General features: G+C 51.4%; 27 protein-coding genes, 3 tRNA genes and 1 pseudogene. 8 read left to right on the top strand and 23 right to left on the bottom strand.

The window, feature by feature from the left end; genetic code table 11:
* Positions 1 to 16 precede the first annotated feature (16 nt).
* From miaB to ICT70_RS00145, 3 genes are all read right to left on the bottom strand, one after another.
* A complete protein-coding gene (miaB, locus tag ICT70_RS00155; RefSeq protein WP_191153359.1) occupies positions 17 to 1342 on the bottom strand; it encodes a tRNA (N6-isopentenyl adenosine(37)-C2)-methylthiotransferase MiaB in 1326 nt (441 codons plus the stop codon).
* 77 nt (positions 1343 to 1419) lie between these two features.
* Positions 1420 to 1923, bottom strand: coding sequence for a hypothetical protein (locus tag ICT70_RS00150; RefSeq protein WP_191153358.1), 504 nt, complete (start codon positions 1921 to 1923; stop codon positions 1420 to 1422).
* A 5-nt stretch (positions 1924 to 1928) separates the two neighbouring features.
* Positions 1929 to 3122, bottom strand: coding sequence for a M48 family metalloprotease (locus ICT70_RS00145; RefSeq protein ID WP_191153357.1), 1194 nt, complete (start codon positions 3120 to 3122; stop codon positions 1929 to 1931).
* Positions 3123 to 3495: 373 nt separating this feature from the next.
* Between ICT70_RS00145 and amrA the strand changes: the two genes are divergently transcribed.
* From amrA to ICT70_RS00130, 3 genes are read left to right on the top strand one after another with little or no spacing between them, the layout of a single operon-like run.
* Complete coding sequence (gene amrA, locus ICT70_RS00140; RefSeq protein WP_191153356.1) at positions 3496 to 4050, top strand: AmmeMemoRadiSam system protein A; 555 nt, start codon at positions 3496 to 3498, stop codon at positions 4048 to 4050.
* A gap of 15 nt (positions 4051 to 4065) precedes the next feature.
* Positions 4066 to 4806, top strand: coding sequence for a methylenetetrahydrofolate reductase (locus ICT70_RS00135; protein WP_191153355.1), 741 nt, complete (start codon positions 4066 to 4068; stop codon positions 4804 to 4806).
* Between the two features lie 38 nt (positions 4807 to 4844).
* On the top strand, positions 4845 to 6002 hold the full coding sequence (locus ICT70_RS00130) for an aminotransferase (RefSeq protein WP_191153354.1): 1158 nt from the start codon (positions 4845 to 4847) through the stop codon (positions 6000 to 6002).
* 9 nt (positions 6003 to 6011) lie between these two features.
* Here ICT70_RS00130 and ICT70_RS00125 read toward each other — a convergent pair whose 3' ends face one another.
* The 3 genes from ICT70_RS00125 to ICT70_RS00115 all read right to left on the bottom strand — a co-directional run bounded on the left by ICT70_RS00125 (position 6012) and on the right by ICT70_RS00115 (position 6614).
* A complete protein-coding gene (locus tag ICT70_RS00125; RefSeq protein ID WP_191153353.1) occupies positions 6012 to 6170 on the bottom strand; it encodes a rubredoxin in 159 nt (52 codons plus the stop codon).
* 80 nt (positions 6171 to 6250) lie between these two features.
* Positions 6251 to 6325: transfer RNA gene (locus ICT70_RS00120), tRNA-Val, on the bottom strand.
* 212 nt (positions 6326 to 6537) lie between these two features.
* Positions 6538 to 6614, bottom strand: a tRNA-Arg gene (locus ICT70_RS00115).
* A 115-nt stretch (positions 6615 to 6729) separates the two neighbouring features.
* On the opposite strand from ICT70_RS00115, the gene ICT70_RS00110 reads away from it, so the two are divergent.
* The 5 genes and pseudogenes from ICT70_RS00110 to ICT70_RS00090 all read left to right on the top strand — a co-directional run bounded on the left by ICT70_RS00110 (position 6730) and on the right by ICT70_RS00090 (position 9775).
* The gene (locus ICT70_RS00110; protein ID WP_191153352.1) at positions 6730 to 7062 is read left to right on the top strand and encodes an Arm DNA-binding domain-containing protein; all 333 of its coding nucleotides are present in this window, start codon (positions 6730 to 6732) and stop codon (positions 7060 to 7062) included.
* An 85-nt stretch (positions 7063 to 7147) separates the two neighbouring features.
* The gene (locus tag ICT70_RS00105; RefSeq protein ID WP_191153351.1) at positions 7148 to 7423 is read left to right on the top strand and encodes a type II toxin-antitoxin system Phd/YefM family antitoxin; all 276 of its coding nucleotides are present in this window, start codon (positions 7148 to 7150) and stop codon (positions 7421 to 7423) included.
* A complete protein-coding gene (locus tag ICT70_RS00100; protein WP_191153350.1) occupies positions 7423 to 7749 on the top strand; it encodes a type II toxin-antitoxin system RelE/ParE family toxin in 327 nt (108 codons plus the stop codon). The genes ICT70_RS00105 and ICT70_RS00100 overlap by 1 nt, the downstream gene beginning before the upstream one ends.
* A gap of 331 nt (positions 7750 to 8080) precedes the next feature.
* Positions 8081 to 9508 (top strand): annotated as a pseudogene (locus ICT70_RS00095) (IS5 family transposase); the annotation flags it as partial.
* A gap of 144 nt (positions 9509 to 9652) precedes the next feature.
* Entirely contained in the window at positions 9653 to 9775 is a 123-nt protein-coding gene (locus ICT70_RS00090; RefSeq protein ID WP_475597470.1) for an IS3 family transposase, read from the top strand.
* Between the two features lie 58 nt (positions 9776 to 9833).
* Here ICT70_RS00090 and ICT70_RS00085 read toward each other — a convergent pair whose 3' ends face one another.
* From ICT70_RS00085 to ltrA, 17 genes are all read right to left on the bottom strand, one after another.
* Entirely contained in the window at positions 9834 to 10349 is a 516-nt protein-coding gene (locus ICT70_RS00085) for an adenine phosphoribosyltransferase (RefSeq protein ID WP_191153349.1), read from the bottom strand.
* A gap of 24 nt (positions 10350 to 10373) precedes the next feature.
* On the bottom strand, positions 10374 to 11348 hold the full coding sequence (locus ICT70_RS00080) for a sigma-70 family RNA polymerase sigma factor (RefSeq protein ID WP_191153348.1): 975 nt from the start codon (positions 11346 to 11348) through the stop codon (positions 10374 to 10376).
* Positions 11349 to 11394: 46 nt separating this feature from the next.
* Positions 11395 to 12162, bottom strand: coding sequence for a peptidoglycan DD-metalloendopeptidase family protein (locus ICT70_RS00075; RefSeq protein WP_191153347.1), 768 nt, complete (start codon positions 12160 to 12162; stop codon positions 11395 to 11397).
* A gap of 61 nt (positions 12163 to 12223) precedes the next feature.
* Complete coding sequence (locus ICT70_RS00070; protein ID WP_224746715.1) at positions 12224 to 12820, bottom strand: YqaA family protein; 597 nt, start codon at positions 12818 to 12820, stop codon at positions 12224 to 12226.
* Between the two features lie 21 nt (positions 12821 to 12841).
* Complete coding sequence (locus ICT70_RS00065; protein ID WP_191153625.1) at positions 12842 to 13498, bottom strand: protein-L-isoaspartate(D-aspartate) O-methyltransferase; 657 nt, start codon at positions 13496 to 13498, stop codon at positions 12842 to 12844.
* A gap of 2 nt (positions 13499 to 13500) precedes the next feature.
* Positions 13501 to 14259, bottom strand: coding sequence for a 5'/3'-nucleotidase SurE (gene surE, locus ICT70_RS00060; RefSeq protein ID WP_191153346.1), 759 nt, complete (start codon positions 14257 to 14259; stop codon positions 13501 to 13503).
* A 4-nt stretch (positions 14260 to 14263) separates the two neighbouring features.
* Complete coding sequence (locus tag ICT70_RS00055; RefSeq protein ID WP_191153345.1) at positions 14264 to 14638, bottom strand: MerR family transcriptional regulator; 375 nt, start codon at positions 14636 to 14638, stop codon at positions 14264 to 14266.
* Between the two features lie 18 nt (positions 14639 to 14656).
* Complete coding sequence (locus ICT70_RS00050) at positions 14657 to 14938, bottom strand: integration host factor subunit alpha (RefSeq protein WP_191153344.1); 282 nt, start codon at positions 14936 to 14938, stop codon at positions 14657 to 14659.
* 94 nt (positions 14939 to 15032) lie between these two features.
* On the bottom strand, positions 15033 to 17444 hold the full coding sequence (gene pheT, locus ICT70_RS00045) for a phenylalanine--tRNA ligase subunit beta (protein WP_191153343.1): 2412 nt from the start codon (positions 17442 to 17444) through the stop codon (positions 15033 to 15035).
* A 20-nt stretch (positions 17445 to 17464) separates the two neighbouring features.
* Complete coding sequence (pheS, locus tag ICT70_RS00040; protein ID WP_191153342.1) at positions 17465 to 18484, bottom strand: phenylalanine--tRNA ligase subunit alpha; 1020 nt, start codon at positions 18482 to 18484, stop codon at positions 17465 to 17467.
* Positions 18485 to 18615: 131 nt separating this feature from the next.
* Positions 18616 to 18972 (bottom strand): 50S ribosomal protein L20, encoded by a 357-nt coding sequence (rplT, locus tag ICT70_RS00035; RefSeq protein WP_191153341.1) that lies wholly within the window; start codon positions 18970 to 18972, stop codon positions 18616 to 18618.
* Between the two features lie 122 nt (positions 18973 to 19094).
* The gene (gene rpmI / locus ICT70_RS00030) at positions 19095 to 19292 is read right to left on the bottom strand and encodes a 50S ribosomal protein L35 (RefSeq protein ID WP_191153340.1); all 198 of its coding nucleotides are present in this window, start codon (positions 19290 to 19292) and stop codon (positions 19095 to 19097) included.
* A gap of 41 nt (positions 19293 to 19333) precedes the next feature.
* A complete protein-coding gene (gene infC, locus ICT70_RS00025; protein ID WP_191153624.1) occupies positions 19334 to 19846 on the bottom strand; it encodes a translation initiation factor IF-3 in 513 nt (170 codons plus the stop codon).
* Between the two features lie 81 nt (positions 19847 to 19927).
* Positions 19928 to 21844 (bottom strand): threonine--tRNA ligase, encoded by a 1917-nt coding sequence (gene thrS, locus ICT70_RS00020; RefSeq protein WP_191153339.1) that lies wholly within the window; start codon positions 21842 to 21844, stop codon positions 19928 to 19930.
* A 74-nt stretch (positions 21845 to 21918) separates the two neighbouring features.
* A tRNA-Val gene (locus tag ICT70_RS00015) sits at positions 21919 to 21993 on the bottom strand.
* 53 nt (positions 21994 to 22046) lie between these two features.
* Complete coding sequence (locus ICT70_RS00010) at positions 22047 to 23054, bottom strand: NAD-dependent epimerase (protein ID WP_191153338.1); 1008 nt, start codon at positions 23052 to 23054, stop codon at positions 22047 to 22049.
* Positions 23055 to 23135: 81 nt separating this feature from the next.
* On the bottom strand, positions 23136 to 24121 hold a 986-nt coding region (gene ltrA / locus ICT70_RS00005), incomplete at its 5' end, for a group II intron reverse transcriptase/maturase (RefSeq protein ID WP_191153337.1).

Raw genomic sequence — 24121 nt, 5'->3', positions numbered from 1 at the left:
TATCGTATTCCTGTCATCAGCAGTTATTCTGGTATTCACCCAGATGGGAGTTGCGCAGCACCTTATTAATAGCTACGGGGACAACCTGACCGATCAGTTCTGGTGGTCCACTGAAGTTAACAATCCGATTCCAGACGCTGCGTCCGAAAAGCTGACCTTCCCCCTGTTTACTTGCCCCCTCGACCAGCACCGGCAGAATCTTTCCAGCATCTTCCTGCCAGATTTCACCACTGATCCGCTGCTGTAAGGTCAGTAGGCGATCAAAACGCTGTTGTTTCTGCCGCGCGGAGGCGTTATCCGGCATGGAGGCTGCGGCTGTTTCCACCCGGGGCGAATAGAGAAAGGTGAAGGCATCGGCATAGCGGACCTGGGCCACCAGATCAAGGGTGGCCTGAAAGTCTTCTTCCGTCTCTCCGGGAAAACCGACAATGATATCGGTGGTCAAACGGATCTGCGGACACACAGCTTTTAAGCGCCGCACCTTGTCCAGATAATCAGCAGCATCATAGCCACGATTCATCAATGCCAGAATCCGGTCTGAACCACTTTGTACCGGCAGATGGACTTGCGGACAAAGACTTTCTAAGCGGCCAAAACAGTCAATCAACTCAGCCGTAATATCCTTGGGGTGAGAGGTTGCAAAGCGCAGGCGCTCGAGACCGGGAATGGCATCTACCGCCGCTAACAGCTGGGGGAAAGACAACTCACCGTCATTTTTGCACCCGTAGGAGTTGACGTTCTGCCCAAGCAGGGTCACCTCCTTGACCCCGGCAGCAACGAGGGCTTCAATTTCGTTGAGGATTTCAGCGCTGAGGCGACTGATCTCGCGACCGCGTACATGGGGAACAATACAGTAGGAACAGAAATTATCGCACCCCTGCATAATGGTAACAAAGCGGGTGGCACTCTCGCTGGCCGAGCGCTCCGGGAACAGATTCAAGCGCGTTTCGCGATCGAGAAAATCGGTTTCACTGGCACGCTGGCGGGTCTGTTCGACCTGCTGGACCATCTCCGGCAACCGGTGGATATTGTGGGTACCAAAAACCAGATCGAGGTAGGAGACCGCATCAAGCATGCGCTGCCCTTCCTGCTGGGCGACACACCCCCCGACCCCGATAATCAGCTGCGGGCGTTTATCCTTGATTGGCTTGAAGCGCCCAAGATGTCCGTAAACCTTACGTTCTGCTTTATCGCGCACCGAACAGGTATTAAGTAGCACCAGATCAGCCAGATCGGGAGCGTCAATTGGTTGATAGCCGATCTCCTGCAACAGCGCGGTAATCTGCTCGGAATCAACCACATTCATCTGACAACCAAATGTTTCCAGGTAAAAAGACTTCATATCACCTTCATTGCTAATATGCTTTTCAGCATCGATTGTAAATAACTTCGCATCATAGTCATGAGGACTGGTCCGAGTCAAACCGAGGTATTTTTTTCCGGGGAATTAGCAGCCGGTAGCGGCAAGGCGCGAAGACAAGTCCTGGGCTCTTCCAGACATGCAAGCACCACCCGCCGCGAATCGGCAAATGTCAGTTCAATATCGGCCAGCTGATCTGTGTAGGGGTGGACAACGATGGCATCCAGCAGCAGCCAGGGATAGCTGACCATTTGCTTGTTGCTTCCACTGCGGACCAGTAACCGCCGGTCACTGACAGCATAAAAAAGGGTCTCCCAATGCCAACGTAAATAGATCAAGCGAAGGGGTCCATATACCAGTGCCAACAGGAACAACGCCAGAAAAAAGATCAGGGTCATAGAGGTAACGTCTTGTTGCCGGACTTGCCGGAAGAACGCACCCACAAACAACAATACAATAAGCGTGACCAGCTGGCCGCGCCAACAGCGAAACAGATAACAACGGGGTGCCGGGCGCCCCTGCCAGAGCAAAACCTCATCTTGTTCCAGCGGCCAGATCAGCATTGAGATCAGCGCGGCAACAGGCGCAAACGCTCAGCGGCTGCACGCCCAAGGGCACTTTGACCATCTACCTCGAGCAAATGGCGATACAGGTTGCGCGCCCGTACCAGATTGCCCCGCCCTTCTTCTGTTTCCGCCAGCAGAAAAACTCCCTGCAAGGTCGGTAACAATGTCAGAGAAGCCTCCAGTTCTGCAGCTGCATCCGACCATTCGGAACGCTGCAGATGAATGTAACCAAGGCCCAGACGAGACTGATAAAATTCCTCATCGGCGGCAACTGCCTGGCGCAGATAACGGCGGGCCGGGATCAGGTCCTCACCACGCAGATAAGCCATCCCCAGCCCTGTCAGCAACAGACTTTGGGGCTGTTCCTGAATCGCCTGATGATAGAGCTGCAGAGCCCTTGCTTGCTCTCCGGCTGCTTCAGCAGAACGGGCCTGATGATAAAGTTGATAGGCCCTCGTCAGCTGATCAGAGCTTTCCAGCTGACGAAGACCAGTCTTTGAAGGAACCCCCCTAGATCCACGATAATCGGGATAGGTTGCGGCGATATAATCACGTGCCGCCTGCAGACGCTGCCCAGACAACGGATCGGGAGAAGCCGACCGTTCGCTGTTACTGGCTGTCCGCTTCAGATGCTGCCACAGCTGGTCCAGTTCAAAAACACCGTTTAAAGAATAACCGCTCCGCACCAGTGCATCGATCATAGCGATATCAGCATTATGACCTTTATCCCTTCCATAACCCCAGTGCAGGGCAACATCCGTCAGTTCACGGGTCAACAATAATCGTTGTGAATAGAGGGCCTCTCCAGGTCGCACATCCTGCAAAAAAGCGGCACGACCCCGCACTATAGCCGTCATCCTTTCAGTGACAAGATCTGGCTGAGAATCGCCGATCTCATGAGCCAGCAGGGCAGCGAGTTGAGATTCAGACTCAAGCTCCTGCAACAAGCCACGGGTAACAACAAAACTCCCCCCCGGCACGGCAAGAAAATATGGGTCGGTATGATTAGCGACCCTAACCTGTACGCGCCGGCTGCTGTTAGCTGTCAGCAAGCGCCGGGCCACCTGATTGACATAGTTTTCCAGACCGATCTCCGGATAACCCCCTCCCAGATATTGAATCAGCATACCACTCAAGATCAGACCAAGCTGTGCTTCCTGTTGTGGAGTGGGAGGCGTATCATCAGTAACCTTCACAACCAGCGGCCGCGGGGCACATCCTCCGACAACAGACAGGAGGCAAAAAATCACTATAAACTGAAAAATCCGTACCAACAGATACCCCTTTCAGTCATGCTCAGATTGTCATCAATCTGGTGCCTGATATTAAAACGGTTGCGTCAAAAACAAGCAGCAACTATAAGTTATCTCGTCGGCTAAAAACAACTTTTTCCATCTTTGTAACTATTCAGCTCTATCCTTGCGCAGGGTCGGGGTTTCTGTGGCAAGGGTGTTTGTCGCAACAACAAGCGGTCAGGGATGACCCATCGGGAAACAATCGCGTCCCTTGACAGAGGATCCGAAGATCTGGTGCTGAACAGATACCCATCTTTTAAAATAAGGAGCCGCCATGATCACCGATACTGCAGCACAGGTGCTGCTGAACATTGCACGAACTGCGATTGCGCATGAAATCAACCAGCAATCCTTCAACCCGCCGCCGCGGGAAGAACAGTCACTCAATGAACGCGCAGGATGCTTTGTCACCCTTAAAATGAACGGTCAATTACGCGGCTGTATCGGCAATTTTCAATCCCGCCGCCCGTTATTTCAGGAGGTAGCACTGATGGCCGCTGCTGCTGCGACCCAGGATCCGCGTTTTTCACCCCTGACCAAGCCCGAGCTGGATCAGATTCATCTTGAAATCACCATCCTCTCACCGCTGGAAAAAATCTCCGGTCCCGACGACATCACCATTGGCGAGCATGGCATTTATCTGGAACATGGCATCAATCGGGGTGTTTTGCTGCCCCAAGTCGCTACCGAACATCAATGGGATGCCTTGACTTTTCTGCGTCAGACCTGTAACAAAGCCGGGCTGTCAGCAGATATGTGGCAAGCGCCTGATGCCGAGATTTATCGCTTCAGTGGCGAGATCATCGCTGAAAAAAATAATCTGGATTGAATGTTTGGAGATAGAATGACTGAGATTTCCCTGGAACTTGTACCCCGGAGTGAATCTTCCCTGCGTAAAGAGCTGGAACTGGTGCGCCGGCACCTCCCGCTGGTGCAACGGATCAATATCCCTGATATCCTGCGATTTGATATGCGCAGCTGGCAGGGGTGCGCCATTGCCGGAGAGTACGTTTCTCGCACCATCCCCCACTTGCGCGCTATCGACTTTAACCCTGACGCCCCCCTGCCAATCATTGACCAGTTATGTCAGGAAAATGTTGAGGCGGTGCTGATAATCAACGGCGACCCCCCACAAGAGATGAAACATACCTATTACCGTACCAGCTCTCTGGAAATGATTCGGCGACTCAAACGCGAATGTCCAAAGTTGACGATATACGCCGGAATTGACCCCTATCGCAGTGGCATCAAAGCCGAGATCGACTACCTGCGCGCCAAGCAGGACGCCGGAGCTGATGGTTTTTTCACCCAGCCGTTTTTTGATTTGCGCTTGATGGAGATTTTTCAGGGATTTTTACGCAATACCACCATCTACTGGGGGGTCTCACCCGTCCTTACGGAAAGTAGTCGCAGCTATTGGGAGAACAAAAACCACGCCATATTCCCGCGAGATTTTGCCCCGACCCTGGAATGGAATCGAGAATTTGCCCGCAAGGTCCTTGAATTTGCCCATCACCATGATGACAATGTGTATTTCATGCCGATCAAGACCGATATCATCAAGTATCTGCACGGCATTATCTAAGGGGACAGGTTTCGAACCCCCGGGTGGATATTTAAGTCATGAAGATCAATAGCCGGTTATACCAGGTGCAGCCACCGCCAATCACCGAAGTCAAAAGCTGGCTTGATAAGCATCGGAGTTCAAAAGAATCATCGTTACTTGATCTCTGTCAAGCGGTACCAAATTACCCTCCGGCTCCACAACTCATCGCTCATCTGAACCAGACGCTCGACGATCCGGCCACCTATCGCTACAGCCCGGACGAAGGATTGCCGGAGGTACGAACGGATCTATGCAACTGGTATCAGCGTCACTACCAGAGTGGCCCACAGCCAGACCAGGTTTGTCTGACCATTGGAGCCAGTCAGGCCTTCTGGCTGGCAATGCTGTGTCTGTGTCAACCGGGTGATGAAGTGATCGTACCCCTGCCGGCTTATTTTGATCACTTGATGGCGTTGCAAAGTTACGGAGTAACACCATCATATATTCCCTTCGATCCAAACAGCAGTGGCATCCCGGACCTTGCCACCATCGAACAAAAGATCACCCCCAGAACCCGTGCCCTACTATTGGTTACCCCCAGCAACCCGACCGGGGCGACAATACCGCCTCAGCAACTGGAACAGCTTCTCGATCTGGCGCAAGCGCGCTCAATTGTCTTGATTCTTGACGAAACCTATAACTGTTTCATCGGTGCCGCACCGCACCAGCTCTTTGCCCGGAGCAACTGGCAGCAGCACTTTGTTCACCTCGCCTCTTTCGGCAAAACCTTTGCCCTCACCGGCTTGCGCTGTGGCGCCCTGATCGGCGCAATAGAACTGATCGAACAAGGGTTAAAAATTCAGGACAGCATGGTGGTTTGCCAACCGCGTCCGGCGCAACTGGCGCTGCAATATGGTTGTAATCATCTGGATGGCTGGATTGCGGAAAAAACACAATTGATGCAACAACGACACGCTGCTGTTTCTGCTTGTTTTGACACCGGCATCAACGGATTCGAGTTGACCGCCAGCGGTTCTTTTTTTGCCTGGGTCAAACATCCATGGAACGGCATCAGCGGTCGTCAGGCGGCGCGAAAGCTACTGGACAAAGTGGGAATTATCTGTTTACCGGGGGAAGCATTCGGCCCGGACCTTGAACCTTATTTACGACTGGCTTTCGGTAATCTTGAAACCGATCAGATCAACGAACTAAGGCAACGATTGGAAGAGTTATAAAGCGGCGAGCTAATCCAGCGGATCAAACTGATCCCGCTCAGCATAACACAAAGGGCAAACCCATTCAGGCGGCAAATCATCAAATTCCGTACCGGGAAGAACATTGTTCAGGGCATCCCCCTGCTCGGGATCATAAATGTAGCCACAACAGGTGCAGATATAACGCATTATTTTCCATCCTTTAAACGTTCAGACCTCAGCCTGAACAAAAAAAAGACCCAAGTCGTAGGCTTGAGTCTGGTATTTTTTGGTGGGCGGTACTGGGATTGAACCAGTGACCCTTCGCGTGTGAGGCGAATGCTCTCCCGCTGAGCTAACCGCCCGCATGAGGCGTTTTTATAGCAGCATCCTGCTGATCTGTCAATTGCTTGTTGTGGCGACCCCAGGTGGATTCGCCCACTACGTTGCCGCCATCATGGCGGCTCCTGCGTCGGCTCCCCTCCGCTCACTGACGCGGCCATCCATGACCGCTCTTCTGACATTAAGTCAGCGTTCGCTGCGCTTCGAATCCTTCTGCCGAATTCGGAAATATTGTTGGCGACCCCAGGTGGATTCGAACCACCGGCCTACTCCTTAGGAGGGAGTCGCTCTATCCAGCTGAGCTATGGGGTCGTGGGGGTTTTCAGCTTATAATTTCAATGCTTTACAATTTTCACTTTCCTGTTTTAATATCATGCTGTACTAAACAAAACCATAACATAACAGCCCTAAAGGACCACGAAAAACAATGAAACGGTTCACTGATACCTGGTTGAGAAATCTCAAGCCGAAGGCCAAATTATACGAATACAGAGAAGGCGATGGCTTCTCTGTCCGGATCCAGCCATCGGGAACAAAGACCTTTTACTATATCTATGCTGATGCTGGCAAGAAACAAAGGGTTCGGATTGGCGAATATGGTGCCATGTCACTTCTCGAAGCGCGAGAGAAGGCGGCAGCTCTTCATTCAACCAGAAAGAGAGGTACTGATCTGAAGCTTAACTGCATCACCATTGCGGAGGAGGCCTTAATTCATACAAACCCTCGGATCCGAGAATCGAGCTGGGAGAAAGCCGTATGAACCATGAAGCAACTTTGTCTTCAATATTGACAGTTGACCCGTTTAAGGACTATATTCAGTCATTCCTGAGAAAGGGGGGCACACCATGAAACTTTCCAGTCAGATCAAGCCAATCAGCTATCTGAAGGCTCATGCTGCCGAAATCGTGCGGAATTTTGGCGAGCAACGAGCACCGCTCATCATCACCCAGAACGGCGAAGCCAAGGTCGTCATGCAGGATATCGAAAGCTATGAACAGACCCAGGAGACTATGGCGCTTTTGAAAATCTTGGCGATTGGTAACCGACAAATCGAGGAAGGCAAAGTTCAGCCTGTGACCGACGTAATCAACCGTCTCCGCGAAGGACGGCAGGCCAGCTGATGCCGTTCAACGTTCTTTTGACCAATGACGCAACACGTGACCTTGAGGAGCTTTACGAATATATCTCTCTGCACGACGCGCCAGAGAACGCGAACGATGTCCTAGACAAGATAGAAACAATCTTCACCGGCCTTTCTGAATTTCCAGAGAGAGGTACTTTTCCTAAGGAGTTGTTGGCACTTGGGATCCGCGATTACCGTGAGATTTTTTTCAAACCCTACCGCATCATCTACAGAGTTTTGAGTAAGAACGTCTATGTTTTTCTGATTGTCGATGGCCGCCGCGATATGCAATCCCTTTTGCAACGGCGGTTATTGGAAGCGTAAATTCTTCCTCTATGCCGCTGGCTCGACTTTTTAAATCCCATTTCCTTTGCCAAGGGTTACGACAACACATCCTTTGGTGCTATCCCAGAGGGGCTTGGATGAATACCGGCATTCTTCATCCCCTGCAACGCGTCCCCAATATGGTGCATTGCAGAAAAAGCGTTCAGTACGGAGAATGAGAGTTTTTTCTGTCTGAAAGATGGTGATAAATAGGGCTTCCTGAACATAGCACAACGTGCTGAAATTACTTGATTATTTGTGCTTTTCTGGGTTAGAATGTGCAAGGAAAACAAGCAGTTATCTTAAAAACCCTTGCACCTGGTGGTCGCCAATGTATCGAAAAACACCCGACAGCCAACCTGCCTTCGATGATTTTTATCTCCCCTTTGGGGGCAAGCTCAGTGGTTCAAATCGCTGGGTCCATCTGGCCCGCATGGTCCCATGGGATCTCGTGGAAAACTTTTATGCCGCTCAGTTTTCCCAGAACCCTCAAGGTCCGTCGGCCAAGTCGGCACGCCTGGCGCTTGGCGCTCTGATCATCAAAGAGCGTCTTGGCGTCAGTGATGAGGAAGCCGTCGAGCAGATCCGCGAAAATCCGTACCTTCAATACTTTCTCGGCTTCCACGAGTTTCGCGATGAGGCGCCTTTCGATCCGTCCATGTATGTTCATTTTCGCAAGCGTTTCAGCCTGGAGCAGCTGGGCCAGATCAATGAAGTCATTGTCCAGGCTGAGAGGGCCGAAAGACAACAGGCTGAAGGATCCTCTGCCCCTGACGATGATGATTCTGATGACGCCCCATCGTCCACCGGCAACAGCGGCAAGCTGCTCATCGATGCCACCTGCACACCCGCTGACATCCGCTATCCAACCGATGTCAGTCTGGTCAACGAAGCGCGTGAAAAAACGGAAGAGATCATCGACACTCTGTTTGAACCGCTTAAAGGCACCATGTCAAAGCCGCGCACCTATCGTCAGAAAGCCCGGCGTCTTTTTGTCAGTTATAGCAAAACCCGCAAGCGTTCCGCTCGGCAAACACGCAAGGTGTTAGGACAACAGCTGCGCTTCCTGGAACGCAATCTTAAAACCATTGGCCACCTGGCCCGGCATACACCATTGACGCGCCTTGATCGCCGCCAGTATCGCAACCTTCTGGTCATCCAGGAGCTATATCGTCAACAGCACTGGATGTTTGAGAATCGCTGCCATCGGATCAGTGGCCGGATTGTCAGTATCAGTCAACCCCATGTTCGGCCCATTGTTCGTGGCAAAACCTCTGCACCCGTGGAGTTCGGTGCCAAGATTTCAGCCAGCGTGGTTGACGGAGCGGTTTTCCTGGATCGCCTCGACTGGGACCCTTACAACGAATCGGGTGATCTGATCCCGCAGGTCAATAGCTACAAGCAGCGCTTTGGACATTATCCAGAATCAGTGCATTGCGATACCATTTATCGAACGCGAGACAACCGCGCTTTCTGCAAGAAGCACGGCATCCGGATGTCAGGGCCGCCCTTAGGTCGTCCGCCTCAAAAAACAGCGGAAAACGCCCAGGAACTGCAGGAAAAAAAGCGCCAACGACAGCAGGATGAACGGCACAGGATCCCCGTTGAAGGCAAATTTGGCCAAGGCAAGCGCCGATTTGGCCTTGACCTGATCATGGCCAAGTTAGCCAGTACCAGCGAAACCGCCATTGCCATTACCTTCATTGTGATGAACCTGGAAAAATGGCTGAAAAAGCTGTTTTTTATCCTTTTTTTCTGCTTCCGGAGCACTCTGTATCAGGCTTGGAGCGCTGTACAGGCGTTCATAACGTGGCATCAGCGCATTATGCGAACCGAAAGAATGCCGCTGTGGTTTGTCAAAGAACAGAACAATTGAGTTGATCCCAGTTCCAGCTCAACAAAAATTTATTCAGGAAGCCCCGATTACATTGAAATGTTCTACAACAGTAAGAGGCGTCATTCTCATTTGGGATATCTCAGCCCCAGAGATTTTGAGAAGATGATGGCGATGAAAAAAGTGGCTTAATAAACTGTCCATTTTTACTTGACCACGTCAGTTGGCGGCAACCCGGTTCGACCAGCAATCAGAATTTAAGCAGGCTGAAAACCTTTCCTTCCGGCAATTTACTACGACCATTCAAAAATTCCAGTTCCGCCAAAAAAGCACATTCAACCAGTTCTGCGCCAGCGCGGTCGAGGAGTTGAATAACTGCGGCCATGGTGCCACCGGTAGCAAGCAGATCATCGGCAATGATGACCCGGTCGCCAATCTTGAAAGCGTCTTCATGGATTTCTAGAACATCACTGCCATATTCCAGATCGTAGGTTACCTGATGGGTTTTATAGGGGAGCTTCCCCGACTTGCGGACCAGGGTGATACCGGTCCCAAGCTTATATGCCAGAGCCGCCCCGAGAATAAACCCGCGCGCCTCAATACCGACAATTTGATCGATTTTTTCGCCGATATAACGGTGGGCAAGCAAGTCAATCATCCGCTGAAAACTTTTCGCATCGGCAAGTAACGTCGTAACATCCTTGAAAATTATCCCCTTTTTGGGAAAATCAGGGATATCACGAATAATATTTTTTAAATCATCCATTAACTGTTCTCCCATCAACAATGGTTAGGATTCAGACGATATGAGTTTCTGTTGTGCGGCTTTGCGCAGGGTCGCCAAACTCTTGGCCTCAATCTGGCGGATGCGCTCGCGAGTCACCCCGAAAAGCTGCCCGATGGTATCAAGGGTTTGTGGTTCGGAATCGTCCAGGCCAAAACGCATAATCAGGATGTCACGTTCGGTTTCGCTCAAATCATCCATCAGCTCAAGAACATGGACAAAAAGATCAACATCTTCAATGGTGCTGGCAGGATCAACGAGATTTTTGTCTTCTACGGTATCAATCAGACTGTAATCATTATTGTCCCCCATGGGATGCTCTATTGAATAGGTTTTTCGGAGCAGAACCTGCAACTTTTCCACCTGGTGCTCACTGACTCCCATGGCAGCTGCGATGTCAGCAGTGGACGGGTCACCCTTAAGGGTCTGAACCAGTTCGCGATTCACTTTTACCAGCTTATTGATTTCATCAGCAACATGGACTGGTAAGCGAATAGTACGGCTCTGATTCACCAGCGCACGTTCGATCGACTGCCGAATCCACCAGGTAGCATAGGTGGAGAAACGACATCCTTTGCTGACTTTAAACTTTTCAACGGCCTTGATCAGCCCCATGTTACCTTCTTCGATAAGATCAAGAAAAGGTAAGCCACGATTCATATAACGCTTGGCAATTTTAACAACCAGACGCAGATTCGACTCGATCATTCGTGCTCTGGCATGATCATCCCCGACAGCGATCAATTCAGCCAACTCACGTTCCTGTTCTGCGCTTAACAGCTGGCTTTTCTGAATATCTTTTAGATAGAGCTTGATGGCGTCAGCCGTTGATGGCTGATCATCGGGCTGGTATTCCTTTTCTCCATCCTCATCCTCAATATCGGTATCAAGATCTTGGATGTTGTCCTCACCATCGACCTCACCCTCGGGCAAGGCATCCAACCCTTCCGGCTGATCTTCTTCTAAATTGTATCTGCTCATTAATAATCTCCAAATCTCCGGGCTTTTAATCGGGTCGCAGTGATCACTAAGGGAGATACAATTGAGGGTTTACCGGTTCCTTCCCCGATCGAACCTCAAAATGCAAACGCGGCTCCCCCCCTGCCGGGGGCGCACCTGACAAGGCAATTTTGTCGCCCCGACTGACAAATACCCCCTGATCAACGAGATTACGCTGATTGAATCCGTAGACCGTAAAGAGTTGATTATCGTGTTGTAAAATCACCAGATGTCCGTAACCACTGACCCCATCGCCACTATAAATCACCCGCCCGGCTTCGGCAGCCAGCACCGATGTGCCGGGCATTGCGGCAATCTCAATACCGCGTCCCGCCCCTGCCTCGGCTGAGGAACTGAACTGCCGCACAATGGGTCCTTTAAGCGGCCAGTTAAGCTTTTTTTGCGGCACGCCGGCTACTTGGGGAGGAGGTGAAGGTGGCGTTGGAGCAGAACGAGGGACCGGGGCAGGAACGGGCGATGAAGGCGCAGTCGATGCTGGTCGCGGTGGAGGAGTTGTACGGGCTGTAGTGGAAGCCGGCGGCGACGTTACGACCTCAACACGACGGCGTTGGTCTGCTCCCGGAATAAACAACCTGGTCCCGGCACGCAGTTGCGTCGGGTCAGATATATTGTTGATACGGGCGAGATAATCACTATCAACCCCATAGGTACGACTGATTCTGAAAAGGGTTTGGCCCGGCTCTACGGTATGATAGACCCCACGGTGACAGGCTGCCAAAACAACCACAATGGCCACAGCGATCAACAAAACCAATGAGAAACGGGACAAAAGCACTATCACCTTCCTGCTGCCGACAATTATAAGAAGTTGTTCTTTGGATCTTCAAATCTGGCCATCAGCTGGTCAGCCGCAAGACAACAACAGCAACCGCAATAAGAACAAAAACAATAATGGTTAACAGATTGAAGTACTTTTCAATCAAGGTACGAGCCGGCTGCCCCATATAATAGAACAGGGTGGCAACCAGATAAAAGCGTAATCCGCGACCAATCAGGGAGGCCAGCATAAATACCGGGAAATTGATGGCAAACACCCCGGCAGCAATAGTAAAGATCTTGTAGGGGATCGGAGTAAAACCGGCAGCAAAGATAATCCAAAAATCATAATTGCTGAACAATTCGCCTACGCGGGCAAAGCCCACTTCGGTAACTCCCGGAACATATGCATAGAAATAGACCGCCAGAACATCCCACAGCCCCCAGCCAATGGCATAACCAAGGGCCGCCCCGAGGACCGAACCAACTGTGGCGATCAGGGCGTAGCGGAAGGACATCTGCGGCATGGACAGAGCCAGAGCCATAATCAGAACATCGGGGGGAATCGGAAAAAAACTGGCTTCGGTAAAGGCAAGCAACCCCAGCGCCAGGAGTGCGTAGCGGCTATTGGCCCAGGTAAGTACCCAATCGTAGAGGCGACGTACAGATTTCAGCATGGTGAATTCATCACAGACAACCTATATCTCATCAGCCTCAGACCAACCGGCTGTACCGATCAGCGGGACAAAGCGGCAGCCCATCAGTTCTTCACGCTTAAACTGATCTTTATCAAGGCGGGTTATTCGAATCAGGCTCTGCTGATGATACCCCCCTACCGGCATAACAAGCTTGCCACCGATAATCAACTGGACCAGATATTCATGAGGAACATCTGGAGCGCCGGCAGCAACCAGAATTCCATCGAACGGAGCCTGATCTTTCCAACCGATGGTGCCATCAGCGGTTTTGATATTGACGTTACTGATCTGTAGTTGATCAAGCACCTTGCGGGCGCGAGCAGCCAAAGTGGAGATACGTTCAATGGAATAGACACGTTTAGTCATCATGGCAAGAATGGCGGTCTGATAACCGGAGCCGGTACCAATTTCCAGCACCCGCTCATGCCCCTGCAACCCCAGTGCCGCGGACATGGCAGCAACCATGTAGGGCTGGGAGATGGTCTGTTTGTGGCCAATCGGCAGTGGACCATCAGCATAAGCATGGCCGCGTAGCCCTTCATCAACAAACAAATGGCGCGGTACCTTGTTCATCACATCAATCAACCGAGGATCGTCAATCCCGCGGGCAACAATCTGCTGCTCAACCATTCGCCGCCGAGCGATGGTGTAGTCCACCATCACGAGCCTCCATCATCGCACTGAAGTAACCAATTTTTCAGGCTCTCACAACTACTGTCACTGGTCAGATTGGTATACAGCGGCGTGATCGAGATATAACCGCGCGATACGGCACAGCAATCGGTACCTGGTATGTCCTCAAAACCGACACTGGAACCACCGATCCAGTAATATTTTCGACCGCGAGGGTCTTCATTAACAATCACGGCCTTACCATAGCGGCGTTTACCCTGACGGGTAATTTCCACCCCAAGACAACCGCCGGAGGGGATATTGACATTCAGAAAGGTGTCGGGCGGCAATTTTTTTTCCATCAACTGCCGGGCAAGCTTAACGACAAATCGGGTGGCAACCAACAGGTCAGAATCTGAAAATATACTGGCATCTAGAGATACGGCTATGGCCGGTATCCCCATTAACGAAGCTTCCAATGCCGCGCTGACGGTTCCTGAGTAAGTAATATCGTCGCCCATGTTGCTTCCACTGTTAATGCCGGAAACAACCAGATCAGGGCGCTGCATGATCAGACCATGAATTCCCAGATTGACACAGTCCGTCGGGGTTCCATCGACAGCAAAGATACCTGGTTCAATTTCCTGCGCACGCAGTGGACGTTCCAGGGTAAGGGCATGACCGACGGCACTGCGATTACGATCCGGAGCAACAATCACCGTCTCGCCAAGGGTCGCCATGGCCCCCGCAAGCGCCCGCAGCCCAGGTGAATAAACGCCATCATCGTTAGTTGCCAATATCAGCACGTCGTTACTTTTCGATAGGTCTATGGTTTTCTAACAGTGATTGGCGCAACGTCAACAGATCAGACTTAACTTGTATCAACCGTTGCTCGGCGGAAGGAGAGGACTCATCACTGGAAGAGGCTGGCAAGTCGAGACTGTTTTGATGATCCAGCTGATTTCGCGCCCCGGCAATAGTAAAGCCCTGGTGATAAAGAAGGTCTTTGATCAACAGGGCCGTTTCTACATCTTTACGGCGATATAGGCGCTGATTGGTACGACTTTTAACCGGTTTGAGGCAACCAAACTCGGTCTCCCAATAACGCAATACATGGGTTTTGAGATCCAGGAGATCCGCCACCTCACCTATTTTAAAAAACAGTTTGTCGGGTATATCTGCCACAGCTGCTCTTTAAGTAGCTCAGGAAGCTTGGTTAATAGCTGCCTTGAGTACCTGACTCGGCTTGAATGTCAGAATTTTACGTGCAGAGATTTCAATTTCGCCACCGGTCTGGGGATTACGCCCACGCCGGGAAGCTTTTTCTTTAACAACAAAATTACCAAATCCGGCGATCTTGATTTTTTCACCGTCCTCGAGAGTTGACTTCATCAAGTCAAATACCATCTCGACAATTTCCGCAGATTCCTTTTTTGAGAACCCGGTAGTCAGATAAACATTCTCTATCAAATCTGCTTTTGTCATAAACCCTCCTGCCTTTTTCAAGTAAGCCTGGAATCAAGTATCTATTTGATTTCAATAGTTTTGTACCATAGAGGCAAGGTTGCCGCAAGTGCTATCAGCGAATTTCAGCAGCCAATTTTTCACATAAGGCGCTGATCATCCTGTCATGCGCCTTACCAACCTCTTCTTCTGTAAGGGTCTTGGTCATATCGCGATAACGAATACGAATCCCCATACTTTTTTTGCCCTCCGGAACGCCCTTGCCGATATAGAGGTCAAACAAGGTCATATCCTCAACGGTTCTGGCCTGATGCTGACGCAAAATAGCCAGTACCTGTTCGGCTCGCACATCTTCATCCACCAGCAACGCCGTATCACGACTGACATCGGGAAAGCGTGACAGGGGAGCAAAAGACCGCCGCGACACAAATTGGCAAAGCAGTTCTTCAGCATCCAGATCAAGCAAATAAACGGGTTGCTCAATATCAAAGGCCGACAAGGTACGAGGATGGACTTCGCCCAGATAACCCAGGAGGTCCCCGTTGTCAGTTATCAGGGCACTGGACTTGCCCGGATGCAAGTAAGTCTGAACCGGCGTTTCAGCAAACCTGACATGTTGCAAGCCAAAAGCGGTTAAAACACCCTCAACCGCCCCCTTCAAGTCGTAAAAATCCACCAGTGCACCACCCTGTGCCCAACCTTCCGGCTCTCTGCGGCCCGTCATGACGGCAGCCAGAGACAAACGTTCTTTGGTCTGGCCACCTTCACCGGGTAAAAAAACCGGACGCAATTCAAACAAACGCAGATCGGTGCTGCGGTAATTGAGGTTTCGGTTAACGGTTTCCAGCAGACTCGGCACCAGACTGGTACGCATCACCGACTGCTCTTCCGAAAGGGGATTTAAAATCGGAACGTGACAGCGACGCAGGTCACCTTCCGGCAACCCGATCCTCTCAACCGCCTGTGACGCAATGAAGGAATAGTTGATGGTTTCTGAAAATCCCGCAACTACCAGCATATCGCGCAGCTTTCTCTGCAGGCGTTGATGGTCAGTCGGGACACCCGCGTCTACTGCACCAACCGGCATCGTTACCGGAATTTTATCATAGCCATAAAGACGCGCGATTTCTTCAATCAGGTCAATCTCACGCTCAAGATCCGGGCGAAAACTCGGGATACTGACCTCAAACAGGTGTTTTTCCCCTCTTTGCGGTGCCACACTTAAGCCAATGGACTCGAGGCATTGCGTGACAGTAGCTGCCTCCAGCGGCAGATCCAGGGTGCGATGGACGGTCGCCAACGCCAACGTGACCTTTCGTTGTGGCAGCGGCTGCGGGTAGATGTCAACAACACCAGTCAGAACCTTGCCATCCCCCAATTCTGCCATCAGAGCAGCGGCCCGATCCAGGGCAACGGGAACCATATCAACATCTGCGCCGCGCTCAAAGCGATGGGAGGATTCGGTATGCAGACCATGGCGCTTACTCGTTCGGCGCACCGCTACCGGATTAAAATAAGCGGCTTCAAGCAGGATCGTCTCCGTGTCATCCTGAACCTCAGAATTCAGACCACCCATCACGCCTGCCAGGGCGACGGCCTTATGACCATCGCAGATCATCAAATCATCAGCTGACAGCAGGTGTTCCTGACCGTCCAGGGTCGCGAATTTATCTCCCTCTTGTGCGCACTTAACTACGATCCGGCCATCTTCAACAAAGCGGAAATCAAAGGCATGAAGCGGATGCCCCAACTCCATCATGACGTAGTTGGTCACATCAACAATATTATTGATTGAACGCATACCAACAGCTTCAAGCCGCCGCACCATCCAGTCGGGTGAAGGGCCAATTTTTACCCCGCGAATCATGCGCGCAGCATAACGTGGACAGGCTTGGGGGTTCTCAATATCAACGCGGGCGTATGACCCTATTGCTTCATCAGCCTCCGCCAGCTCGATCGTCGGGAGCTTTAGCCGTTTACCGTACAAGGCAGCTACTTCTCGAGCAACGCCGATCATGCTAAGACAGTCCGGACGGTTCGGGGTCAAACCAATTTCAATCTGATAGTCACGCCACCCCATCACATCAAAAACCGGCTGACCGACCGGCAGCTGCTCCGGCAGAATCATAATCCCTTCAGATGAATCAGCCAGCCCCAGCTCCTTTTCAGAGCACAACATGCCACAGGAAACCTGGCCGCGAATCTTTGATTTTTTTATCTTGAAGTCTCCCGGCAACACCGTACCCGGCTGTGCCAGGGCCACCAGATCTCCTACCTTATGATTAGTCGCACCACAAACCACCGACACGACGTCACTGCCGGTATTGACCTGGCATAGAGTTAAACGATCGGCATCCGGATGGGGATCAACCTGATCGAGGCGGGCAACGATCACCGATTCAAGACCAGCACCCAATTCTTTGAAGGAATCGACCTCAAGTCCGGCCATCGTCAGGCGATGGCATAGGTCTTGTGGCGGCGCATCAACATCGACAAATTCTTTTAACCAGTTATAGGTAATAATCATAACTTTTTGGTCCTTTGCGCCTAACTGAACTGCTTCAGGAAGCGTATATCGTTTTCAAAGAACAGACGCAGATCACTGACCCCATACTTCAGCATGGCAATCCGCTCAAGTCCCATTCCAAAGGCAAATCCACTATATTTTGTTGCGTCGTAATTGACCGCAGCAAAAACTTCCGGATCAATCATCCCACACCCAAGAATCTCCAGCCAACCAGTGCCACCACACACCCGACAGCCGCTACCGCCACAAATCACACAGGCGATATCGACCTCGGCACTGGGCTCGGTAAAGGGAAAAAAAGAAGGACGGAAGCGCACCTGTAGCCCGGCACCAAAATATTCATTGAGAAAATGGGTCAAAATCCCTTTTAGATCACCAAAGGTCACCCGCTCATCAACCAGAAACCCTTCAATCTGATGAAACATCGGGCTGTGGGTCAGGTCAGAATCGCGCCGATAGACGGTTCCAGGGGCGATAATGCGGATAGGAGGCGGCTGTTTCAACATGGTACGGATCTGTACCGGCGAAGTATGGGTTCTTAAAACCAGATCATCGTTGATGTAAAAGGTATCCTGCATATCCCTGGCCGGATGATCCTTGGGAATATTAAGAGCTTCAAAGTTATAGAAATCCTTCTCAATCTCGGGACCCTCCTCTACCGAAAAGCCCAGGCGAGAAAAAATATCGACAATATCGTCGGTCACCAGGGAAACCGGATGCAGGCTGCCGCGAAGGCTTTTACGGCCCGGCAGGGTTACATCGATTCTCTCACGCTTGAGGCGGGAGGAAATTTCGAGTTCATCAAGATGAGCCTGACGCTGCGCATATGCCTGCTCAAAAGCATCCTTAAAGGTATTAACCAGGCTGCCAATTACCGGACGATCCGCGGCAGAGAGGTCACGCATCCCTTTCATCATATCGGTCAGACTTCCTTTTTTGCCAAGAACCTGAACCCTGATGGCCTGAAGGTCTTTTAGTGATGCTGCAGTTTGCAAAGCTGCTAGAGAATCGTGCTGAAGTTGCTGTATACGTTCTATCATGGTGTCGTCCGTATCTCGAGCTACCGCGTACCCGTGGTTTGATTCTGATTTTGACTTCAACAGGGAAAACGAGAAAAAAAAAGGGAGACAGAGCCTGACACTCGGTCTCCCGGAAAAGAACAGCGATTTTTTTACTGTAGGCGTGCCTTGGCGGTTTCAGCAATAACGCTGAAGGCCGCTGGGTCATTAACCGCAAGATCCGCCATGATTTTTCGATCCAGAGCAATGTCAGCCTGCTTCAAGCCATGGATCAAACGGCTGTAAGACACACCATTTTCGCGGGCAGCCGCATTAATACGAGCAATCCACAGGGCACGGAAATCACGCTTTTTAACCCGGCGATCACGAAACGCATAATTCAAGGCGCGATCAACTGCCTCGGTTGCTGAACGAAACAATTTACTCCGGGCACCGCGGAACCCTTTAGCCAGTTTAAGAATCTTGTTACGACGACGTCTGGCTTTAAACCCTCTTTTTACTCTTGCCATCTCACTTGCTCCTTCACATTAATGGTGGTTTCGGCATGTGCCGCGGCCGGATCTGCAGGGGGAGATCGTCCCCACAGTTCACAACCCTAACTGCCAGAGGCAGTTACATTTCTCTTTAGGTGCTACAGGTAAGGAATCAGCTGACCGATATTTCTCTCATCGGACTTATTTACGGTTGTGCCCTGGCGCAGGTTACGCTTGCGCTTAGTTGTTTTTGAGGTAAGAATGTGGCTGGTATACGCCTTGTTGCGACGAATCTTGCCGGTACCGGTTTTACGGAAACGCTTCGCGGCACCACGGTTTGTTTTAATTTTTGGCATGAGTCTCTCCTGTTACCGATGTGACTGCCTGCAGCCACAGACTATTTTTTAATGGGACCGATCATCATGGTCATGAAACGCCCCATCTTACTTGGTTGGGCCTCAACCTGACCGATATCTTTTAACGCTTCAACAGCTTTATTGAGTTGCATCATTCCTTGATCAGGGTGGGCATTTTCGCGTCCGCGAAACATGATGGTCAATTTGACCTTATTCCCTTCGTCAAGAAAGCGCCGGGCATGATTCATTTTAAACAGGAAGTCATGCTCGTCGGTTTTTGGACGCATCTTAACTTCTTTAATTTCGAACTTGACCTGTTTTTTCTTCGCTTCCGATGAACGTTTGGCCTGCTGGTATTTGTACTTGCCATAATCCATGATCCGGCACACCGGAGGCTCTGCCTGAGGTGAAACTTCAACCAGATCCAGACCCTGCTCCCGCGCCAACTCCAACGCCCGGTCAATATCAAGAACTCCTAACTGGCCGCCTTCATCATCAATAACACGCACCTGGCGTGCCCTGATGTCTTCGTTGATGTTCGCTTCTTTGGCTATGACATGTCTCCTATTCTTGGCAAACTAACGCATTTACACACACACAAAAGACCCACGACGGGTCTTTTGTGCAACGCATGCTTATTTATGAGCTGCGGCTTCAGCCGCAACAAAGGCAGCAAAATCCGCAACACCTAGTGAATCCAGGGTGCTGCCATCGCGGAAACGCGGGGCAACAGACTGATCTTCCATTTCCCGATCACCAATAACCAGCATGTAGGGAATCTTTGCTACCTGTGCTTCACGGATTTTAAAGCCTAACTTCTCGTTACGCAAGTCAAGCTCAACCCGCACGCCGGCAGCACGTAACTGCTCAAACACTTGCTGCGCGTACTCTGCCTGACGATCCGTAACGTTCAGCACGATGGCCTGTACCGGAGACAACCAGAGAGGAAAACTGCCGGCATAATGTTCAATGAGAACACCGATGAACCGCTCGATAGAACCAACAATCACCCGATGCAACATGACCGGGCGGTGTTTTTCACCATCCTGTCCTGTGTAGGTCAGGTCAAAACGTTCCGGCAGGGTAAAATCGCACTGGATTGTAGCACACTGCCACTCCCTGTCAAGCGCGTCCTTCAGCTTTACATCAATCTTTGGCCCGTAAAAAGCCCCATCACCTGCATTGACCTCATAGGGTTCGCCGACATCATCCAGTGCACTTCGTAAAGCGCCGGTTGCCAGTTCCCAGTCGGCATCACTGCCGATCGACTTTTCCGGCCGGGTTGACAGTTCCATGGTGTAATCAAAACCAAAAATACCGGCAACATCGCGGACAAAGGACATAACGCCCTTGACCTCTGCATCAATCTGATCGGGACGACAGATGATATGAGCATCATCCTGAGTAAAACCACGGACGCGCAACAGACCGTGTAATACGCCGGATTTCTCGTGACGATGGACAGTCCCCAGCTCGAAATAACGGATCGGGAGGTTACGATAAGAACGGGGTCTTGATTTATAGATAAGCATGTGGGCCAAACAGTTCATCGGCTTGATACCGTAACCCTGTTCGTCAACCTCGGTAAAATACATATTTTCCCGATAGTTGTCATAGTGACCGGAGGTTTTCCACAGCTCGGTTTTAAGTAACTGCGGACCGACAACGATATCGTAACCGCGCTTAAGGTGTTCCTTACGCTCGAAATCCTCAATCAGGGTTCGCAACAGTGCCCCTTTGGGATGCCAGAGAACCATCCCTGCACCAATCTCATCACTGAATGAGAACAGGTCAAGCTCACGCCCCAACTTGCGATGATCACGCTTCCGTGCCTCTTCAAGCCGCTCCAGATGCTTTTTCAGATCCTTTTTATTCAGAAAGGCGGTCGCATAGATGCGCTGCAGCATCGCCTTCTTTTCGTCACCGCGCCAATAGGCACCAGCCAAACTGGTCAATTTGAAGGCCTTAAAAACTCCAGTACGCGGCACGTGTGGTCCGCGGCACAGATCGATAAAATCGCCCTGTTGATACAATGACAGGGTGTCCTGCTCAAGATCTTCAATCAGTTCGACCTTGTAGCTCTCGCCCATGGAGCGAAACATGGCGATCGCCTCATCACGGCTTATCACCTTGCGTTCGACCGGCATGTCGGCTCTGGCCAGTTCTTCCATCTTGGCTTCGATGACGGGAAAATCTTCGGGAATAAACTTTTTGGTTTCGCTGTAAAAATCGTAGTAGAAACCGTCCTTAATCGCCGGTCCAATGGTGACCTGGACCTCGTTGCCATACAATTCTTTGACCGCTTGCGCCATCAGGTGCGCGCAGGAGTGACGAATCATCTCAAGGGCTTCCGGAGAACTGGGGGTGATGAGCAGTAACTTACCGGATTCTTCCAAGGCGCGGGTGGTGTCGATCAGAAGATCATTAAAACGCGCCGCGAGGGTTTGGCGTGCCAGCCCTTCACTGATGGACAGGGCAACATCGTAAGGGGTTACGCCGGCGTCAAAGTCCCTGGTCGATCCATCTGGAAGCTCTATTTGGATACGGGCCATCAGTTCTTCCTCCAAAACAAAAAAGGCATCTAACAGATGCCTTGACTCGGTTGGAATTATCTCGCTGCAGTCGCTGGTAGGCACGGGCGGGATTGAACCGCCGACCCCTACCGTGTCAAGGTAGTGCTCTCCCACTGAGCTACGTGCCTGCAACAACCGAGGCGTCCTTTTAACAAATCCCAACAGAAAAAGTCAAGCGCTTTTATTTATTATAAAATTCCCGATACCAGGCAACAAAACGCTCTACCCCGACCTCGATGGGGGTTGCCGGTTTAAAGCCAACATCGGTGGTTAAAGCATCAACATCGGCATAGGTCGCCGGCACGTCACCAGGCTGGAGAGGGAGCATATTTTTTTGCGCTGTAACTCCCAGTTGTTTCTCCAGCACCTCGATCAGATACATCAGTTCCACCGGGTTATTGTTGCCGATATTGTAGAGCCGGTACGGTGCCGCACTGGTTCCCGGATCAGGCGTCGCTCCATCCCATTGCGGATTGGGGGTGGCGGGATGGTCAAGGGTGCGCACGACCCCTTCGACAATGTCATCAATATAGGTGAAATCACGGCGCATCTTGCCGTAATTGAAAACATCGATCGGCTCACCAGCCAGGATCGCCCGGGCAAATAGAAACAGGGCCATATCGGGGCGGCCCCAGGGGCCGTAGACGGTAAAAAAGCGCAGACCCGTAGTCGGCAATCCGTAGAGATGACTGTAGGTATGGGCCATCAGCTCATTGGCTTTTTTACTGGCCGCGTAGAGAGACAATGGGTGATCAACGTTGTCATGCACGGAAAAAGGCATACTGGTGTTCGCGCCATAGACCGAAGAGGACGAAGCGTAAACCAGATGCTCCACGTTAGCATGGCGGCATCCCTCAAGAATATTGATAAATCCCTGCAGATTGCTGTCTATATAGGCATGAGGATTGATCAGGGAGTAACGCACACCGGCTTGTGCCGCGAGATTAACAACACGGTCAAAACTCTCGGCGCGAAACAGATCGGCAATGCCTTCACGGTCGGCCAGATCCATTTTGACCAGTCGGAAATTAGACTGACTCTCAATCTGCGCCAGACGGGCGTACTTGAGATTGACATCGTAATAGTCGTTGAGATTATCAAGACCAACGACCTCATCGCCGCGCTTGAGAAGCCTTTGGCATAGATGGAAACCAATAAAACCGGCAGCACCGGTCACCAGAACTTTCATTGTTATCTCCATCGGGTAGGAGGCAGGGTCGCCCCTGCCGTCCTCCCACACCACCGTACGTACGGTTCCGTATACGGCGGTTCACGAAGTGTGTTGAAAACGATGGAACTGCTCTATGTAACTGAACAGTCCCGCTCTTGAGAAATAGGACGTCGGGCAAGCCAGGTTCATGTGGCTTGCTCCGGCGTTCCACCAAGGACCTCGGCCATTGAAGGCTGAACGGAAGGCATGTGCTTCTGTCAGTCCGCCTTGCATCATCCGCTTGGCACGAGTCCAGGGTCTTTTCCATTGACGCCAGAGGATGCAGCGTAGTTTACGTCGTATCCATTGGTCAAGCTCTTCGAAGATGCCCTTAACTGCTGCGTACTGGTAGTAGTTGATCCAGCCGCGCATAACCGGCTTCAGTTCTTCGATGGTCTTCGTCAGGTTTCGCCCTCGTCCTCGTCGCAGTATTCCCTTAATTTTGGCTTTATGACGCTTCACGCTGGCTGGTGCAACTTTGAGTCGCGGCTTTTTGTGAAAGGTCATGCTATAGCCGAGGAAGCTGCGGTTCCACGGTCGGTCTACGGCACTTTTGCTCCGATTGACCTTGAGTTTCAGCCGCTCTTCGAGGTACTGGCTCACCGAGTCCATGACCCGCTGTGCGCTGCGTCTGCTCTGCAGGTAGATATTGCAGTCGTCGGCATAGCGGCAGAAGCGGTGGCCACGGCGTTCCAGTTCCTTGTCTAATTCATCGAGAAGGATGTTCGACAGCAGCGGGGAGAGTGGCCCGCCTTGCGGGGTCCCTTCCATCCGTGGCGAGACAGTTCCTCCTTCGAGCAGACCTGCCTGCAGGTAACGACGAATGAGCCGTAACACCTGTTTGTCTTTGACTCGCCGCGCAATCCTCGCCATTAAAATGTCGTGATTGACACGGTCAAAGAACTTCTCCAGATCCAGGTCGACAATCCAGCGATAGCCTTCAGCAACATGCTGCCGGGCCTTTCGGACGGCTTGCTGGGCACTGCGTCTGGGACGAAACCCGTAGGACGCTTCGGAGAAGTGCGGTTCGAAGATGAGCATCAACT

Origin of the sequence: Pelovirga terrestris (genome assembly GCF_014773365.1) — a bacterium.
Taxonomy (GTDB): domain Bacteria; phylum Desulfobacterota; class Desulfuromonadia; order Desulfuromonadales; family Geopsychrobacteraceae; genus Pelovirga; species Pelovirga terrestris.
The sequence above is the reverse complement of the archived record's forward strand: the minus strand, read 5'-3'. Positions and strand labels throughout refer to the sequence as shown.